Origin of the sequence: Mycobacterium sp. E183, from assembly GCF_001667735.1 — a bacterium.
Lineage (GTDB): Bacteria > Actinomycetota > Actinomycetes > Mycobacteriales > Mycobacteriaceae > Mycobacterium.
On record NZ_LZJN01000136.1, the window covers coordinates 14,632 to 30,454 of the forward strand.

Genomic DNA, 15,823 nt, shown 5'->3' on the forward strand with positions numbered 1-15,823 from the left:
ACCCGCACAGGCGCCGGCTCACTTACGCAAAATGAGGTCGAGCGCTTCGGCTCGAGAAGCGGCGTTGGATTTGAACTGCCCGCGCACCGCCGAGGTGGTGGTAACGGCGCCGGGCTTGCGAACGCCGCGCATGGCCATGCACAGGTGCTCGGCCTCGATCACGACGATCACCCCGCGCGGATTGAGCTTCGTCATCAGGGCGTCGGCGATCTGGCTGGTCAGCCGTTCCTGCACCTGCGGGCGCTTCGCGTAAAGGTCGACCAGCCGCGCGATTTTGGACAGCCCGGTGACGCGCCCGTCGGCCCCTGGGATGTACCCGACATGGGCGACACCGTGGAACGACACAAGATGGTGTTCGCAGGTGGAGTACAGCGGGATCTCCTTGACCAGCACCAGTTCGTCGTGCTCCTCGTCGAACATGGTGTTCAGCACGCTGTCGGGGTCGGTGTAGAGCCCGGCGAACATCTCTTGGTAGGCACGGGCGACGCGGGCCGGCGTCTCACGCAGGCCGTGCCGGTCCGGGTCCTCGCCGATGGCGTACAACAACTCTCGGACTGCGGCCTCGGCGCGCTCCTGGTCGAACACCCGAGTTGAGGGGGTGGCGGTGTCCGGGCCCAAACCGGTTACTGCCATCGAATCCTCCGTTCGTCAGCCGTGAGCCGGCGGATTGGACCGGCTCACGTCGTCGTCCTGCTGGTCGGGAGACCTTGCGCCGTCCGGGTCGGGCAGACTCGGCGGCGGGTAGGGCGGATACGGCGGGTAGGGGGGCTGCGCCTGCCCTTGCTGACCGGGGTGGGTCTGCTGGCCCGGGTGCCCGTGCTGGCCGGGATAACCCGGGTAGTGCCCCGCCGGCTGCGGCCAGTACGGCTGTTGCGGGGCCTGCGGCGGCGGATACCAGTAATTCGGCTGCTGGTCCTGCGGCGGCCATCCCGGTGCGTGCCAGCCCGCCGGCGCACCGTAGTCGGGCTGGGTGGGTGCATGCGGCGCGCCCGGACGGTGGCCGGATGCCTGAGAACCATTGCCGCCGTTGTTGTTTCGGTCCGCATCCGCCCCCGCGGCCGCGGCGGCCTGGCTGGCGCGCGCGATGGCCGCCTTGAACGCCGGCTCGGGGACCGGCGGCGGCCACGGCTCGCCGCGCTCCATCGCCAGCTCGCCGGGCGTCTTGATCGGCGGTTTGTCCGACGGGATGCGGCCGCCGAAATCGTCGAACATGGTGAGCCGGGGCCGCTTTTCGACGTCGGCGAAGATGCCCTCCAGCTCGGCCCGGTGCAGCGTCTCCTTTTCCAGGAGCTCGCCGGCCAGTGTGTCGAGCACGTCGCGGTATTCGGTGAGGATCTCCCACGCCTCGGTGTGAGCCGCCTCGATCAGCTTGCGGATCTCGTCGTCGATGTCGCGGGCGACCTCGTGAGAGTAGTCGGCCTGCGTTCCCATGGTGCGGCCCAGGAAGGGGTCACCGTGTTCGGTGCCGTACTTGACCGCGCCCAGCTTGGAACTCATCCCGAATTCGGTGACCATCGCGCGGGCCACCTTGGTGGCCTGCTCGATGTCGGACACCGCGCCCGTCGTCGGCTCCCGGAACACCAGTTCCTCGGCGGCGCGTCCGCCCATCGCGAACACCAGTTGCGCGATCATCTCCGAGCGGGTCCGCAGACCCTTGTCTTCCTCGGGCACCGCGACCGCGTGGCCGCCGGTCCGGCCGCGCGCCAGGATGGTCACCTTGTAGATCGGCTCGATGTCCGGCATCGCCCAGGCGGCCAGGGTGTGCCCGCCCTCGTGGTAGGCGGTGATCTTCTTTTCCTGCTCGCTGATGATGCGGCCCTTGCGGCGCGGGCCGCCGATCACCCGGTCCACCGCCTCTTCGAGCGCGGCGCTGGTGATGACGGTGCCGTTCTCCCGGGCGGTCAGCAGCGCCGCCTCGTTGATGACGTTGGCCAGGTCGGCGCCGGTCATGCCGACGGTGCGTTTGGCCAGCCCGGCGAGGTCGGCGTCGGGGCCGATCGGCTTGCCCTTGGAGTGCACCTCGAGCACCGCTTTGCGGCCCGCCAGATCCGGGTTGGACACCGGGATCTGCCGGTCGAAGCGGCCGGGCCGCAGCAGCGCGGGGTCCAGGATGTCGGGCCGGTTGGTGGCCGCGATGAGGATGACGCCGGCGCGTGGGTCGAAGCCGTCCATCTCGACCAGCAGCTGGTTCAGCGTCTGCTCGCGTTCGTCGTGGCCGCCGCCCAGGCCGGCACCGCGCTGTCGGCCCACCGCGTCGATCTCGTCGACGAAGATGATGCACGGGTTGTTCTGCTTGGCCTGTTCGAACAGGTCGCGCACCCGCGATGCGCCGACGCCGACGAACATCTCGACGAAGTCGGAGCCGGAGATGGTGAAGAACGGGACTCCGGCCTCGCCGGCCACCGCGCGTGCCAGCAGCGTCTTACCGGTTCCCGGCGGACCGTAGAGCAACACGCCCTTGGGGATCTTGGCGCCCAGCGCCTGATAGCGGCCGGGGTTCTGCAGGAAGTCCTTGATTTCGTACAGCTCTTCGACCGCCTCGTCGACGCCAGCGACGTCGGCGAACGTGGTCTTGGGCATGTCCTTGTTGAGCAGCTTCGCCCGTGATTTGCCGAACCCGAAGCCCATTCGGGCACCGCCCTGCATGCGGGAGAACATCACGAACAGGCCCACCAGCAACAGCAGCGGCAACACGTAGACGAGCAGCTCGCCCAGGATGCTGCCCTGGTTGACGACCGTGCTGACCTTCGCGTTCTTCGCGCTCAGCGCGTTGAACAGGTCGACGGCGTACCCGCTCGGGTATTTGGTGATGACCTTGTCGGAATTGTCGGTGTCGTTGTTGCCCTTTTTCAGGGTCAGCCGCAGTTGCTGCTCGCGGTCGTCGATCTGCGCGCTCTTGACGTTGTCGCCGTTGATCTGCGCCACCGCCACCGACGTGTCGACGGGCTTATAGCCGCGGGTGTCGTCGCTGAAATAGAAGAACGACCAACCGAGGAGCACCACGACGGCAATCGCCGTGATGGTGCGGATAACGTTTTTCCGGTTCATCAATCATCGGCCTTGCTGGCCAGGTCCTTCCCCGATATACACGCAGCTGGAAAAGTCCAGGTTACCGCTAGTGGCGATCGCGAGTCCCGGCAGAGCCGGGGCGCTGCGGGTCGCCACCATCTGCACAGTGGCGATCGCGAGTCCCGGCAGAGCCGGGGGGCTGCGGGTCGCCACCATCTGCACAGTGGCGATCGCGAGTCCCGGCAGAGCCGGGGCGCTGCGGGTCGCCACCATTCTCTGGATACAACGACGACGGGTTCCCGACCAGCCGGGCACGCCGAGCGTCACGCCAGCGTGACGGTGGCCTGCGCTGGTCACGCCAGCGTGACGTTCGGTGGGTGAGCCTGTCGGGTCTCCCATCATTCGTAATAGCGAGCCTCGATCACGTTGCCGTCCGGATCGGCGAAGTAGTAAGCCTGCGGCGCCCAGCCCTGGGCGCCGAAGTTGGGGCCCAACCGCGCGCTGGTGTCCACGCCCTCCGCTCGCAGACGCTGGTCCAACGCGTCGTATTCGGACTTCGATAGCGCAAGGCACACGTGATTCACCGGGTGGCCGGCGCTGCCGTCCGTCCGCGTCAGCGCCTCGGTGCCAGCGATACTGGCGATCGGCGACAGGTCGATGATGGCGTCCTCACACACCCGAACACTCGGGAACGGAGCGTCACCGGCCTCGAACTCGGCAAACCGGACCGGCGCCAACCCGACCACCCTCGTATAGAAATCCATCGACGCGCGCGGATCTCTCGTCCAGAGGACGACGTGGTCGAGCCGCTTCATGCGGGGTCCACCTGCTTCCACTGAAATGCGAGTGCCTCATGGCGATATCTACCAGGCGACCAAAGTGATTGGAACGGTATTCGCAATCAGCGCGAATACTTCTCAGCCCCGGAGGGGGTGTGCTTTGGTGACATGGTGCTCAAATCAACCGAACGGTTAGTAGAGACCAACGGTGTACGGCTGCGGGTGGTCGAGGCGGGAGAGCGCGGCGCGCCCGTGGTGATCTTGGCTCATGGCTTTCCCGAATTGGCCTATTCGTGGCGCCACCAGATACCGGTTCTGGCCGAGGCCGGCTATCACGTTCTGGCGCCCGATCAGCGTGGCTACGGCGGCTCCTCTTGCCCCGAGGCGATCGAGGCCTACGACATCCACCACCTGACGGCCGACCTGGTCGGCCTGCTCGACGACGTCGGCGCCGAGCGTGCCGTCTGGGTCGGACACGACTGGGGCGCCGCCGTCGTGTGGAATGCGCCGCTGCTGCACCCGGATCGGGTTGCGGCCGTCGCCGGGCTCAGCGTCCCGGCCGTTCCCCGCTCGCATGTGGCGCCGACGAGGGCGTGGCGCAAGATGCTCGGCGACAAATTCTTTTACATCCTGTACTTCCAGGAGCCGGGCGTCGCCGACGCGGAACTCAACGGTGACCCCGCGCGCACGCTACGCAGGATGCTGGGCGGCCTGCGGACATCGGGTGACCCGCTCGCCGCGGCGCGCATGGTGGCGCCCGGTGACGAGGGGTTCATCGATCGCCTTCCCGAACCCGACCGGCTGCCGGACTGGCTCAGCCAGGACGAGCTCGACCACTACATCAGCGAGTTCTCCCGCACCGGATTCACCGGTGGCCTGAACTGGTATCGCAACTTCGACCGCAACTGGGAGACCACCCCAGAGCTAGCCGACGCCAAAATTACTGTCCCTGCACTCTTTATCGGCGGCACCGCCGACCCGGTGCTGACGTTCACCCGCGCCGACCGCGCATCGCAATTGATCACCGGCTCCTACCAACAGGTGATGCTCGAAGACGCGGGGCACTGGCTGCAGCAGGAACGGCCGGAAGAGGTCAACGCGGCCCTATTGGATTTCCTCAACGGATTGGAGCTGCGATGAGTGCCCCCCTGCGGTTCGGTGTCTTCATCACACCGTTTCACCCGATCGGCCAATCGCCAACGGTGGCTCTGGAATACGACATGGAGCGAGTCGTCGCGCTGGATCGGCTCGGCTTTGACGAGGCATGGTTCGGCGAACACCACTCCGGCGGCTACGAACTGATCGCCTGCCCGGAGGTGTTCATCGCGGCCGCTGCGGAGCGGACGAAGCACATCCGGCTGGGCACCGGAGTGGTCTCGCTGCCCTACCACCACCCGCTCATGGTGGCCGATCGATGGGTGCTGCTCGACCACCTCACCCGCGGCCGGGTGATGTTCGGCACCGGCCCCGGCGCGCTGCCGTCGGACGCCTACATGATGGGCATCGACCCGGTCGATCAACGGCACATGATGCAGGAGTCGCTCGAGGCGATCCTCGCGTTGTTCCGGGCCGGCCCCTCGGAGCGGATCGACCGCCACACCGACTGGTTCACATTGCGCGAGGCGCAACTGCACATCCGGCCTTACACCTGGCCCTACCCCGAGATATCGACCGCGGCAATGATTTCGCCGTCCGGACCGCGGCTGGCGGGTGCGTTGGGCACGTCGTTGCTGTCGCTGTCGATGTCGGTGCCGGGCGGCTTCGCCGCCCTGGAAACCACCTGGGACGTGGTGCGCGAACAGGCCGCCAAAGTCGGCCGGGACGAGCCGGACCGGGCCGACTGGCGTGTTCTGAGCATCATGCACATCGCGGACAGCCGGGAAAAGGCGATCGACGACTGCACCTACGGCCTGCAGGATTTCGCCAACTACTTCGGCGCGGCCGGGTTCGTACCGTTGGCCAACTCCGTCGAAGGCGCCCAGTCACCCCACGAGTTCGTCGAGGACTACGCCGCCAAGGGCAATTGCTGTATCGGCACGCCCGACGATGCCATCGCCCACATCGAGGACCTGCTCGAGCGCTCCGGTGGCTTCGGCACGTTGCTGATGCTGGGGCACGACTGGGCCTCCCCCGAGGCGACGTATCACTGCTATGACCTGATGGCGCGCAAGGTGATTCCTCATTTCAAAGGGCAGCTCGAAGCGGCGCGGTCATCGCACGACTGGGCCAAGGGCAATCGCGATCAGCTGATCGGCCGAGCCGGTGAGGCAGTGGTGAAGGCCATCTCCGAGCACGTCGACGAACAGAAGGGCGTGAAAAGCTGATGCGCGCTGCGGTATTGCGAAACGGCCGAATGGTCTACCGGGACGATGTGCCGGATCCCGTGCCGGAGGCAGGGCAGGTGCTCGTCGGCGTGCGGGCATGCGGGATCTGCGGCTCCGACCTGCATTTCGCCGCGCACGGCGCGCAGGTGCTCGAGATGACCGATCGGGTGGCCGGCGGCCGGAGCGGCATGCACGTCGACCTCGACCACGACATCTTCATGGGACACGAGTTCAGCGCCGAGGTGCTCGAGGCAGGCCCCGATACCGAAACCCTCCCGCCCGGAACGCTGGTAACCTCGCTCCCGGTGTTGCTGTCGGCCAAGGGTGCCGAGCCAATCGTCTACAGCAACAGCACAATCGGCGGCTATGCCGAACGCATGCTGCTGTCCGCGCCGCTGCTGCTGGCCGTCCCCAACGGCTTGGACTTCAGGCAGGCGGCCCTGACCGAACCCTTGGCGGTGGGCTTGCACGCCGTCAACAAGTCCAACATCTCCTCCGGAGAGACGGCCCTGGTCATCGGCTGCGGTCCGATCGGCATAGCGATCATCGCGGCTCTGCGTGCCCGCGGGGTGGAAAACATTGTGGCATCAGATTTTTCGCCGAAGAGGCAGGAGCTGGCCACCGCCATGGGCGCCCATCAAACGCTGGACGCTTCGCAGGGTTCGCCGTTCGACGTCGCCAAACCAGCCGTGGTGTTCGAAGCGGTCGGCGTGCCCGGGATCATCGACGACGTGCTGCTCCGGGCCCGGCCCGGCACCCGCCTGGTGGTCGCGGGCGTTTGCATGCAGCCCGACACCTTGCATCCGTTCTTCGCGATCGCCAAAGAGATCAACGTCCAGTTCGTGCTCGCTTACACCCCGGAGGAATTCACCGACTCGCTGCGTGCACTGGCCGAGGGCGACATCGACGCCAGCCCGCTGATCACCGGGGAGGTCGGGCTGGACGGGGTCGGCGCGGCCTTCGACGACCTCGCCGACCCCGAGCGCCACTGCAAGGTTCTCGTCACCCCTTAGGCCCCTGGTGTCGACCCGCCGCGCCCCTAGGCCCAACTGGACCCGACAGCGCTGTCGGTGCCCGCCATGTTGCTGCCGGCGGTTTGCACGTTCTGCCCGTGCGCGTTGGCCTGCTCGTAGATCACCTGGAAGTTGCGGCCCAGCTGAATGATGAACTCCTGGCACGCCGCGGACCCCGCGCCGCCCCAAAAGTCGCCGGAAGCAAGAACATCGCGAACGATGGCCTGGTGCTCGGCCTCCAGTGACGCGGCCTGCGCGCGGATGGTGGCGCCGTGGGCGTCGACATCGCCGAATTGATAGTTGATTGTCATCGTTACTCGTCTCCTGTTTGTCGGTGGGCTAGGTGCCCAGGATCTGCTGCGAGGCCTGCTCTTGCTGCTCGTAGTTGTTCGCGTCGCGGATGAGCCCGTCGCGCACACCGTGAAGCATGTTGACGATGTTGCGGAAGGCCTGGTTGACCTGACCCATGGTGTCGTACGAGGTCGCCTGCGCCTGGCCGCTCCAGCCCGAGCCGGCGATGTTCATCGACGACGCCCACATCTTGCGGGCCTCGTCCTCAACGGTCTGGGCGTGCACCTCGAAGCGGCCCGCCATCGCACGCATCTCGTGCGGATCCGTCATGAATCGTGCTGTCATTACATTTCTCCTTCGAAAGTATTTGTCAATTCTGAAGTTTGGTCGCTAAATCCTCGAAGTTCCCTCTCTCCCTTCCGTCATCCGACCAGCTGGGGCAGTACAGTGGCGCGAGTCGGTGCCGCAGCGCCGAATCCGCGCATCTCCATGCCGCCAACCTGACCCGCCGGGATACCGCGCGGAGCCAGCATCGGTGCGCCGGCACTGCCCAACGGGGTGGCGGTCGGGCCGGCGACCTCGGGAGTCGCGGCTTGCCAACTCGGCGGCACCGACAAACCTCCAACAGGAGCCGCCTGGCCCATGGCCGCGGATGGCATCAACCGCGCGGGCGCCAGCATCTGCGGCGCGCGCATGGACGGCGCGGCCGGCACCAGGTGCTGCATTCCGGGCATCCCGACCCGCGAGACAACACCGGGTCCGAGCATGGCCGTCGCAAGGCCTGCGTTCGACGCCGTCGTCGCGCCCAATCCCGATGCGGCCGTACCGGCGCCCTGTCCTCCGAATGGCGTGCCGAGCAAGCCGGTGAAACTGCTGACGGCCGAAGGGAAGCTGCTCACCAATGACGACGCGGACGAATTGAGCGTGGACGGCAGGCCCATCGCCAGTCCCTGGGTGGCGCCCTGCATGCTGGCCTCACCCGCCGCCACGGCGCTGGCCGCCGCCCCTCCGGGGTTGGTGGTCGGCGGGGCGACCGCCATCGGTGCCAGCATCGCCGCCGCGGCCGACGAGCCGGCGTAGGCGTACATGGCCGCGGCGTCTTGGGCCCACATCTCGGCGTACTGCGCCTCGGTGGCCGCGATCGCCGCGGCGTTTATCCCCAGGAAGTTGGTCGCGACCAACATCATCAGCAGCGAGCGGTTAGCGGCGATCAACGGTGGCGGCACGGTAGCCGCGAACGCCGTCTCGTGCGCGGTCGCGGCGGCCGTCGCCTGCATGCCGGCCTGCTCGGCCTGCGCGGCGGTCGCGTGCATCCAAGCCACGTAGGGCGCCGCCGCGGCCGCCATGGCCGCCGACGACGGGCCCTGCCAGCCGGCGTCGGTCAGGTTCAGGATCACCGACCCGTAGCTCGTCGCGGCCATCCGCAGCTCCGCGGCCAACCCCTCCCATGCCATCGCCGCCGCCAGCATCGAACCTGGTCCCGGGCCCGCGTACATCAGGCCCGAGTTGATCTCCGGGGGCATCGCACCGAAATCCATTACTGCTTTCCTCTCTTACGGTCGTTTTCGCTATGCCAGCGCCGGCAAGGGCTTTGGGCCGGCGGCGGCTTTGATTGCGGCGTGCGCGTGCACGACGTGTTCGCCGGGCGTGCCGCCGGGCAGCTGCATGGGCAGCACCTTCTCGGCGGGTATGGCGGCAGCAAGGGACACCCGGTGGACCGGTGCCGTCGGCGCCAGCTCGGCGGGTGAGACGTGCTGGGGCGCCATATCCGCGCGGGTGACATGCTGGGGCGCCAGCTCGGCGGGTGAGACGTGCTGGGGCGCCACGTCGGCGCGGGCGACATGCTGGGAGGGCGCCGCGTGCGCGGGCGCGACGTGCTCGACATGCTGGGCGGGCGCCATGTGTGCGGGAGGCGCAAGGTGCTGGGCGGGAGCGGGCGGGCGGGCGCCATAGTGACCGCGGCTGTACGGAGCCTGGTGGCGGCCGTAATTGGCCGCTCCATAGCCGTTATAGCCGCCGTGCTGCGATGGCATGTGCCCGCCATACCCGCCGCCGCTCCAGCCCGAGGCCGTGGACGCCGGGGGCGCGCCTGCGGTCGCCGGCCGGGCGGGCACCGTGGGGGTCACGCGGTTGGGCACGGCGGGCGCCACGCGACTGGGCATGGCAGGCGACGTGTGAGCGGGTCCGCCCGGAGCCAGATGGACGGGCATGGCGGGTGCGACGCGGCCGCCCGCGGCTTGTGTCGCATTGGCGGCTTCGGTTCCGGCATACGAATCGGCGCTGATTCCCAGGGCGCTGACGAACTGCTCGTGGATCATGCTGGCCTCGGCGTTGATCGCCTGATACTGCTGGCCGTAAGCGGCGAAGGTGGCCGCGGTCATCGCCGAGACTTCGTCGGCGGCCGCCGGGACCACGCCCGTGATCGCAAACGCGGCCATCGAGTTGGCCGCGGTTAGCTCGGAGCCGATTGCCTGCAGCTGGCCCGCCGCGGCTAACAGCAGCTGGGGCTGCGTGGTCAGGAACGACATCTGGTCTTCTCCTCTGCAATGCCGGAATCCGGCTCGTGTTGTCGTGCTTGCGGACACTATGTCATAAATTCGGAATTGTTGTCTAGCTCTCTGCCATGCTTTCATTTTTTCAGTCACGAACTCGCAGGTGGAGACACTTTGCCCGGGTTTCGGCACCGGGTTACTCTGGGTGGATGCCACGAACGAATGCCGCAGGTTGGGGGCTGAAGCGCCTGCTTGAAGCGACGCTGAACCGCGACATCACCATCGAGCAGTTGCGCGACGCCTGTGGCGTCACGAAAGGGCGCTGGTACGGGGCCGGCGGGCGCGCCAACGCGGACGACTTTCCCGATGCCGAAGAGGCCAGGCGCGCCGCGCACGCGTTCGGGCTCAGCGCTACCTGGCTACAGATAGAACTGGGCCTGATCACGCCCGAGGATGTGCACGCGGTCCTGGGCGACGGTCAGTCGCCGGATCCGTTCCGTGTGACGACCCGACAGCGCGTGCTGATGCCGAACCCGACGGCGGAGTCCTCGCGCGACTGAGCTCGCCGCAGTCATCTGTTTTTCGGCCCCTCTGGCCGCCACGACACCGCTCACGACCGCCGTCATGGAAAATGCGGCGGCCAATCTCGTCGTTGCGCACCCCGACGGTTTGGTCTGCGACTCGGCCCGTAACGTCGCGAACCCGAAACCGGATGCCGTGCTCGCTTGCCGGCTTACTCTGCCGGCATGGATCGCATCTGGCAGTGGGCGTGGGACCGGTTCGGGGCGAGGTATTGGTGGGCGCTTTTGATAGCGGTTTTCATCTCGACTCTGCCGGTCTTCCTGCTTTGGTCGTGGATCGTCGTCGCATTCGAGAAGTCCAGTCACTACGTGGAAGCATCTGTCGTCGCAACCGTCGTAACGCTGGTGATGAGCTTCGTAAGTCTTGTTCCCGGCATTGGACGGTTGCGACTGGCGCAACAGTGGGCGGCCGGCCGTGAGGTTGATCGGGCGAAGGCCCTGGCCGGTACCTATGACTGGGTTCGAATGGCCGATATCCGAGCGTTTTGGTTGATAGCGACGTCGGTCGTGGTGCTCTTGACGGTTGTCGGTTTGATTGCCGGAGCTAGCGGGACGCGGCTGATTCAGTACGGGATCGTCGGTGCCGCCGCAGGATTGGCTACCGCGCTGATCGGTGTGCACAATTTCGGGGAGGGAGCGGCGCGACCAGTCAGGGCAGCCCTTGCCGAAAATACCGGCATCGGCGACGACTTCCCGCGCGCTCGTCCGACCTTCGCCACCTGGCTGGGCCTCTCGATAGCGGGCTCCATTTTCACCTTCTCCGCAATGGCCGCGATGGTGGCGGTAGCGCTGGATCGGGGCAGAGGAGTCCCGGTGCTCTCCCTTGTGACCGCCGGCGCCTTGACACTTGTCGTCGGGGTACCGATCACCGTCGTTGCGATGCTCTCGCCGTCATTTCGGCCCATTCGCGACCTCACCGATGCAACGGTGCGGGTGGGGGCCGGCGACTACGGACAACGCCTGCCGGTGGTCCAGGATGATGACCTCGGCGCGCTGGTGGCGTCGTTCAACCGCATGCAAGCGGGTTTGGCTGAGCGACAACGACTTCAGGCAGCATTCGGCACCTACGTCGACCCCGCCCTGGCGGCCAGACTGCTCGAACAGGGTGACGATGTTTTCACCGGCGAGCGCCGTGAGGTGACGGTGATGTTCGTCGACGTGCGCGACTTCACGCCGTACGCCGAGGCAAACACCGCCGAGGACACCGTTGCCCGCCTGAACGCGCTTTTCGAAATCGTGGTGCCTGCGGTCGTCGACGCCGGTGGGCATGTCAACAAATTCCTCGGCGACGGCGCTATGGCGGTGTTCGGAGCCCCCAACGACCTCACGGATCACGCGGACGCCGCGGTGAGCACCGCGGTGCGAATTCAACGCCGCGTCACAGAACTATTCGAAACGGACCTTCGGATCGGCATCGGCATCAACACCGGTACGGTGATCGCCGGAACCATCGGCGCCGCGGGAAAGCTGGAGTTCACCCTCATCGGCGACACGGTCAACGTCGCAGCGCGCGTCGAGCAGCTCACCAAGACCACCGGCGACGCAATCCTTCTCACCGGCCAGACCGTTGCCTCCCTGGCCACTCGACCGGCAACGCTCGCCGACCGCGGATTTCACGCGCTGAAAGGAAAATCCGCTGCACTGCACATCTATTGCCTCGACCCGCGGCGGGAGGCGATCTCAGGCTGACGCTCGGGAGGGGTGACCCATTTGGCGGAATCTTATCTTTCACATTCGCGGCCGCCATTCGATCGAAACCACTCAACGAACCACCGCAGGGCGAAATGTTCGCTAGCTCTGCATATTTCAGCTGACACGCTTCTAACGCTTCAACTCTCAGCCGCCCGCGGGGGGTTGAGCGATGACCGTCGGCCTGAAGCCGTATCGGGGCGCGACAAACTGGCCCGCGGCATTGCGGCCCGTCCCACCGAACGGCGTCATCGGCACCCCACCGACCGCATTCGTGGCGGGTTCGACCGCCCCAGCCGAATGGAATCCGTTGACCGCCAGGGTGACCGGCGAAGCGGCCGGGGCCGCGCTCGCCCAACCGGCCGGCACGGACAAACCACCGATTGACGCAGCCTTACCCACGGCACCGCCTATCGACCCGATCGAGCCCAGGCCTGCGCCGCCCGAAACCGCTGCGGGCAGAGCCGCTTCCGCGGCCTTGGCGGCGCTCTCGGTGGCGGACTTCGCGGCGGGCATCATGCCCTGAGCGATGCTCTGTATGTCCTTGAACGAGGTCGTGAATAGCCGTGTCGGTGAGATCAATCGGATGAACGCGTCGAAGGGCGTGCTGGCATCCAAGGTCTGCGACCCGGTCAGCCCCTCCAACAAATCGCCAAGCGGGCCGCCGATGACGAGCCCATCGCCTTCGGGGTTCAGACTGATTCCGCCCAGGGAAAACGTGGGGTTGGCAGCCGCGGGGTTGTTCGGCAGCCCGGCCAGTGACGACAGCGTTTGCGGCACCGCGTCCAGTCTATGCGTACCGCTGTTCGCGGCCGCTCGGGTCACCGCCGCGGCCTGACCCGCGACCCCGGCCGAATTGGTGGTGGGTGCCGCCGGCTCCAATGGCGGCAAGGTCGCCGCCGCAGCCGACGTGCCGGCGTAGCCGTACATTGCGGCTGCATCCTGAGCCCACATCTCGCCGTATTGGAACTCGGTGGCCGCGATCGCGGCGGTGTTCTGACCGAGGACGTTCGTCGCCAGCAGCTCCATCAAGAGGGCCCGATTCGCGGCGATCACCGGCGGCGGCACCGTTTCGGCGAACGCCGCCTCGTAGGCGCCCGCTGCCGCCATCGCTTGAGCGGCGGCCTCTTCCGCATGCCCGGCCGTGCCGCGGAGCCACGCCACTTGGGGCGCGGCGGTCGCCAGCATGGCGGACGCGGCCGGGCCCTGCCACGGCCCGTCGCCTAGACCCGCGATCACCGAGCCATAGGCGGACGCCGCGGCATGCAACTCGGCTGCCAGCCCGTCCCACGCCGCCGCGGCACTCAGCAGCGGCCCCGAGCCGGGTCCCGAATACATCAGCGCGGAGTTGACCTCCGGCGGTAGCTGCGCGAAATCCAGCATTGCCCTTCCGCCTAACCGACCGCGGCAGTGTTGACGATCTCCGTGGCGGCATAGGAACCGGCGCTGATACCGAGCGTCGTCGCCAGCTGCTCGCGAACCGCCGCGGCCTCGGCACTGACCGCCTGGAAGAGCCTCGCGTGCCACGAGAACTGCGCCGCGGTCAATATGGAAACCACATCCGCGGCGGCCGGAACCACCCCGGTCGTCGGCGCGGCCATGGCCGAATTGCCCTCCCGCACCGCCGCATTGATGCCATGCAGCTCTCCGGCCGCCGCCTCGATCGTTTCCGGCTGCGCCATCACGAACGGCATATCCCCTCCTCAAATCACCTTGTAATCAACAACTTTCAGCACCAGCTGTCGGGTACCGAATCAGACGCCTGGACACGTTAGGGGAGGCATGCCCAGGAAGGACAGCCTTGGGACTGCCAATTCATGACCGGGTCGGTAACTGTTCACTTAGCTGACCGGAAGTGCTGGAACATTTGGATTCTGCATGAAAGTTATTGCAAACCAATATGTTTAGAGTCATATATGTGCTTATATGTGGTTGCTGGATTAGCAGTCAACGTTTGCCTGCGGGATGCAGAGGACGGCCGAACGCCGCCGTGCGACGGGCGCATGAGGCCAGGGCGTGCCACAATGCCGGCGACATTACCGATTTGGCACCAATACCAATGGGGCACAGCGACATTCGCGCATAAGAACCGCCAGAATCGCCTGGTACCGGGCAACCCGTAGCCTCTGCTTGCGTCAACGGCTAGGGTGCCAGGCATGCCGGTCGCAAGGAATGCCCCGAGATTTGCCCGCAAGTGGATCACCCTGGTCGTCGCCGGGTTAGCTACCGCCACGGTGTCGGCCTGCGATTCCCCACCGTCGGCGCCCGCGCCCGGCGTGAATCCTCGTCAGGTCACCGTCTTGGGGTCGGGGCAGGTCCAGGGCGTTCCGGACACCCTGACCGCAGACGTCGGTATCGAATTCACCGCGCCCGACGTGACCTCGGCGATGAACCAGACCAACGACCGCCAGCAAGCGGTCATCAATGCGCTGGCCGGCGCGGGCGTCGACCGCAAGGACATCAGCACCACCGAGGTCACGCTGCAGCCACAGTTCAGCAATCCGGGGCCCAACGGGACCGCCACCATCACCGGGTACCGCGCCACCAATGCCATCACGGTCAGGATCCACCCGCCCGACTCCGCGTCGCGGATGCTGGCCCTCATCGTCGGCACGGGTGGCGACGCCACCCGAATCAAGTCGGTGAGCTACTCCATCACCGACGATTCGCAGTTGGTCAAGGATGCCCGCGCGCGAGCGTTCAACGACGCCAAGAACCGCGCCGAGCAGTACGCACAGCTGTCCGGACTCCGGCTGGGCCGAGTGCTGTCCATCTCGGAGGCGACCGAACCCACGACGGGTGGACCGCCCGCGCCACCGAGGGCCATGCCCAGCGCGGTCCCGCTGGAACCCGGCCAGCAGACCGTGAGCTTCTCGGTGACCGCAGTGTGGGAGCTGGACTGATCCGATGGCGGCGACCCGCTTCACCCGGCTCCGCCGCGCTCACGATCGCCGCTAGCCCGATGGCGGCGACCCGCTTCACCCGGCTCCGCCGCGCTCACGATCGCCGCTAGCCCGATCGCGGGCTACTGCTGGTAGACCCTCGGATCCAGGGTGCCGATGTACGACAGGTCGCGATAGCGCTCGTCGTAGTCCAGGCCGTAGCCCACGACGAAGTCGTTGGGGATGTCGAAGCCCACATAGGCGATCTCGACGTTGGCGCCCTTCGCGTCGGGCTTGCGCAACAGCGTGCACACGCGCAGCGACCGCGGATGGCGGCTGGTGAGGTTGCGCAGCAGCCAGGACAGGGTCAGGCCCGAGTCGACGACGTCCTCCACGATCAGCACGTCGCGGCCCTGGATGTCGCGGTCCAAGTCCTTGAGGATCCGCACCACACCGGACGACGACGTGGAGGACCCGTAGGAGCTGACGGCCATGAACTCGAACTGGGTGGGCACCGGAATCGCCCGCGCCAAGTCGGTGACGAAGATCACAGCGCCCTTGAGAACGGTGATCAGCAGCAGATCCTGGCCGGTCTCGGCCATGACGTCGCGGTAGTGCCCGCCGATCTCCTCGCCGAGTTCGCCGATTCGCGCCTGGATTTGCTCGGCGGTGAGCAGGACCGACTTGATGTCCCCCGGGTACAGCTCCACGGGCTGCGCGGGGGTGATCGCCGAGGAGATCTGGGCCACGCCCACAGAGTGCC

General features: G+C 67.0%; 15 protein-coding genes and 1 pseudogene. 6 read left to right on the plus strand and 10 right to left on the minus strand.

All coding sequences use genetic code 11. From position 1 onward, the window contains the following. Window positions 1-18 precede the first annotated feature (18 nt). From folE to A5691_RS14670, 3 genes are all read right to left on the minus strand, one after another. Window positions 19-633 (minus strand): GTP cyclohydrolase I FolE, encoded by a 615-nt coding sequence (gene folE, locus A5691_RS14655; protein ID WP_067758715.1) that lies wholly within the window; start codon window positions 631-633, stop codon window positions 19-21. 15 nt (window positions 634-648) lie between these two features. Further along, on the minus strand, window positions 649-3,048 hold the full coding sequence (gene ftsH, locus A5691_RS14660) for an ATP-dependent zinc metalloprotease FtsH (protein ID WP_067781667.1): 2,400 nt from the start codon (window positions 3,046-3,048) through the stop codon (window positions 649-651). A 359-nt stretch (window positions 3,049-3,407) separates the two neighbouring features. Continuing rightward, window positions 3,408-3,824, minus strand: a complete 417-nt coding sequence (locus tag A5691_RS14670; protein ID WP_067781670.1) for a VOC family protein — start codon at window positions 3,822-3,824, stop codon at window positions 3,408-3,410. A 132-nt stretch (window positions 3,825-3,956) separates the two neighbouring features. On the opposite strand from A5691_RS14670, the gene A5691_RS14675 reads away from it, so the two are divergent. Genes A5691_RS14675 through A5691_RS14685 form a run of 3 tightly spaced genes read left to right on the plus strand, consistent with a single transcriptional unit; the run spans window position 3,957 to window position 7,125 of the window. Then, entirely contained in the window at window positions 3,957-4,928 is a 972-nt protein-coding gene (locus A5691_RS14675; protein WP_067758732.1) for an alpha/beta fold hydrolase, read from the plus strand. After that, window positions 4,925-6,112 (plus strand): LLM class flavin-dependent oxidoreductase, encoded by a 1,188-nt coding sequence (locus A5691_RS14680; RefSeq protein ID WP_067758737.1) that lies wholly within the window; start codon window positions 4,925-4,927, stop codon window positions 6,110-6,112. The genes A5691_RS14675 and A5691_RS14680 overlap by 4 nt, the downstream gene beginning before the upstream one ends. Further along, window positions 6,112-7,125, plus strand: a complete 1,014-nt coding sequence (locus A5691_RS14685; protein WP_067758740.1) for a zinc-binding dehydrogenase — start codon at window positions 6,112-6,114, stop codon at window positions 7,123-7,125. Before A5691_RS14680 ends, A5691_RS14685 begins: the two co-directional genes overlap by 1 nt. A gap of 26 nt (window positions 7,126-7,151) precedes the next feature. Here the strand turns inward: A5691_RS14685 and A5691_RS14690 are convergent, their stop codons facing one another. The 4 genes and pseudogenes from A5691_RS14690 to A5691_RS28045 all read right to left on the minus strand — a co-directional run. Beyond that, window positions 7,152-7,436: a WXG100 family type VII secretion target gene (locus A5691_RS14690; protein WP_067758743.1), complete on the minus strand. Its 285-nt coding sequence runs from the start codon at window positions 7,434-7,436 to the stop codon at window positions 7,152-7,154. 28 nt (window positions 7,437-7,464) lie between these two features. After that, window positions 7,465-7,761, minus strand: a complete 297-nt coding sequence (locus A5691_RS14695; protein ID WP_067890511.1) for a WXG100 family type VII secretion target — start codon at window positions 7,759-7,761, stop codon at window positions 7,465-7,467. Window positions 7,762-7,838: 77 nt separating this feature from the next. After that, window positions 7,839-8,954, minus strand: a complete 1,116-nt coding sequence (locus A5691_RS14700) for a PPE family protein (RefSeq protein WP_067781675.1) — start codon at window positions 8,952-8,954, stop codon at window positions 7,839-7,841. Window positions 8,955-9,650: 696 nt separating this feature from the next. Beyond that, window positions 9,651-9,944 (minus strand): annotated as a pseudogene (locus A5691_RS28045) (PE family protein); the annotation flags it as partial. A 173-nt stretch (window positions 9,945-10,117) separates the two neighbouring features. On the opposite strand from A5691_RS28045, the gene A5691_RS14710 reads away from it, so the two are divergent. Both A5691_RS14710 and A5691_RS14715 read left to right on the plus strand, forming a co-directional pair. Then, entirely contained in the window at window positions 10,118-10,468 is a 351-nt protein-coding gene (locus tag A5691_RS14710) for a hypothetical protein (protein ID WP_067781684.1), read from the plus strand. Between the two features lie 186 nt (window positions 10,469-10,654). Next, entirely contained in the window at window positions 10,655-12,178 is a 1,524-nt protein-coding gene (locus A5691_RS14715) for an adenylate/guanylate cyclase domain-containing protein (protein ID WP_067781687.1), read from the plus strand. A 147-nt stretch (window positions 12,179-12,325) separates the two neighbouring features. Here the strand turns inward: A5691_RS14715 and A5691_RS14720 are convergent, their stop codons facing one another. Both A5691_RS14720 and A5691_RS14725 read right to left on the minus strand, forming a co-directional pair. Continuing rightward, complete coding sequence (locus tag A5691_RS14720; RefSeq protein WP_068019532.1) at window positions 12,326-13,561, minus strand: PPE family protein; 1,236 nt, start codon at window positions 13,559-13,561, stop codon at window positions 12,326-12,328. 11 nt (window positions 13,562-13,572) lie between these two features. Further along, window positions 13,573-13,872, minus strand: coding sequence for a PE family protein (locus A5691_RS14725; protein ID WP_068019534.1), 300 nt, complete (start codon window positions 13,870-13,872; stop codon window positions 13,573-13,575). A gap of 462 nt (window positions 13,873-14,334) precedes the next feature. On the opposite strand from A5691_RS14725, the gene A5691_RS14730 reads away from it, so the two are divergent. Then, entirely contained in the window at window positions 14,335-15,081 is a 747-nt protein-coding gene (locus A5691_RS14730; protein ID WP_067758763.1) for an SIMPL domain-containing protein, read from the plus strand. A gap of 122 nt (window positions 15,082-15,203) precedes the next feature. On the opposite strand, the gene hpt is transcribed toward A5691_RS14730, so the two are convergent. Then, a complete protein-coding gene (hpt, locus tag A5691_RS14735; protein WP_067758765.1) occupies window positions 15,204-15,815 on the minus strand; it encodes a hypoxanthine phosphoribosyltransferase in 612 nt (203 codons plus the stop codon). Window positions 15,816-15,823: the final 8 nt, after the last annotated feature.

Coding starts and splice junctions, on each gene's coding strand:
- folE (WP_067758715.1), bottom strand. CDS start 633: ATGGCAGTAACCGGTTTGGGCCCGGACACCGCCACCCCCTCAACTCGG.
- ftsH (WP_067781667.1), bottom strand. CDS start 3,048: ATGAACCGGAAAAACGTTATCCGCACCATCACGGCGATTGCCGTCGTG.
- A5691_RS14670 (WP_067781670.1), bottom strand. CDS start 3,824: ATGAAGCGGCTCGACCACGTCGTCCTCTGGACGAGAGATCCGCGCGCG.
- A5691_RS14675 (WP_067758732.1), top strand. CDS start 3,957: ATGGTGCTCAAATCAACCGAACGGTTAGTAGAGACCAACGGTGTACGG.
- A5691_RS14680 (WP_067758737.1), top strand. CDS start 4,925: ATGAGTGCCCCCCTGCGGTTCGGTGTCTTCATCACACCGTTTCACCCG.
- A5691_RS14685 (WP_067758740.1), top strand. CDS start 6,112: ATGCGCGCTGCGGTATTGCGAAACGGCCGAATGGTCTACCGGGACGAT.
- A5691_RS14690 (WP_067758743.1), bottom strand. CDS start 7,436: ATGACAATCAACTATCAATTCGGCGATGTCGACGCCCACGGCGCCACC.
- A5691_RS14695 (WP_067890511.1), bottom strand. CDS start 7,761: ATGACAGCACGATTCATGACGGATCCGCACGAGATGCGTGCGATGGCG.
- A5691_RS14700 (WP_067781675.1), bottom strand. CDS start 8,954: ATGGATTTCGGTGCGATGCCCCCGGAGATCAACTCGGGCCTGATGTAC.
- A5691_RS14710 (WP_067781684.1), top strand. CDS start 10,118: ATGCCACGAACGAATGCCGCAGGTTGGGGGCTGAAGCGCCTGCTTGAA.
- A5691_RS14715 (WP_067781687.1), top strand. CDS start 10,655: ATGGATCGCATCTGGCAGTGGGCGTGGGACCGGTTCGGGGCGAGGTAT.
- A5691_RS14720 (WP_068019532.1), bottom strand. CDS start 13,561: ATGCTGGATTTCGCGCAGCTACCGCCGGAGGTCAACTCCGCGCTGATG.
- A5691_RS14725 (WP_068019534.1), bottom strand. CDS start 13,872: ATGCCGTTCGTGATGGCGCAGCCGGAAACGATCGAGGCGGCGGCCGGA.
- A5691_RS14730 (WP_067758763.1), top strand. CDS start 14,335: ATGCCGGTCGCAAGGAATGCCCCGAGATTTGCCCGCAAGTGGATCACC.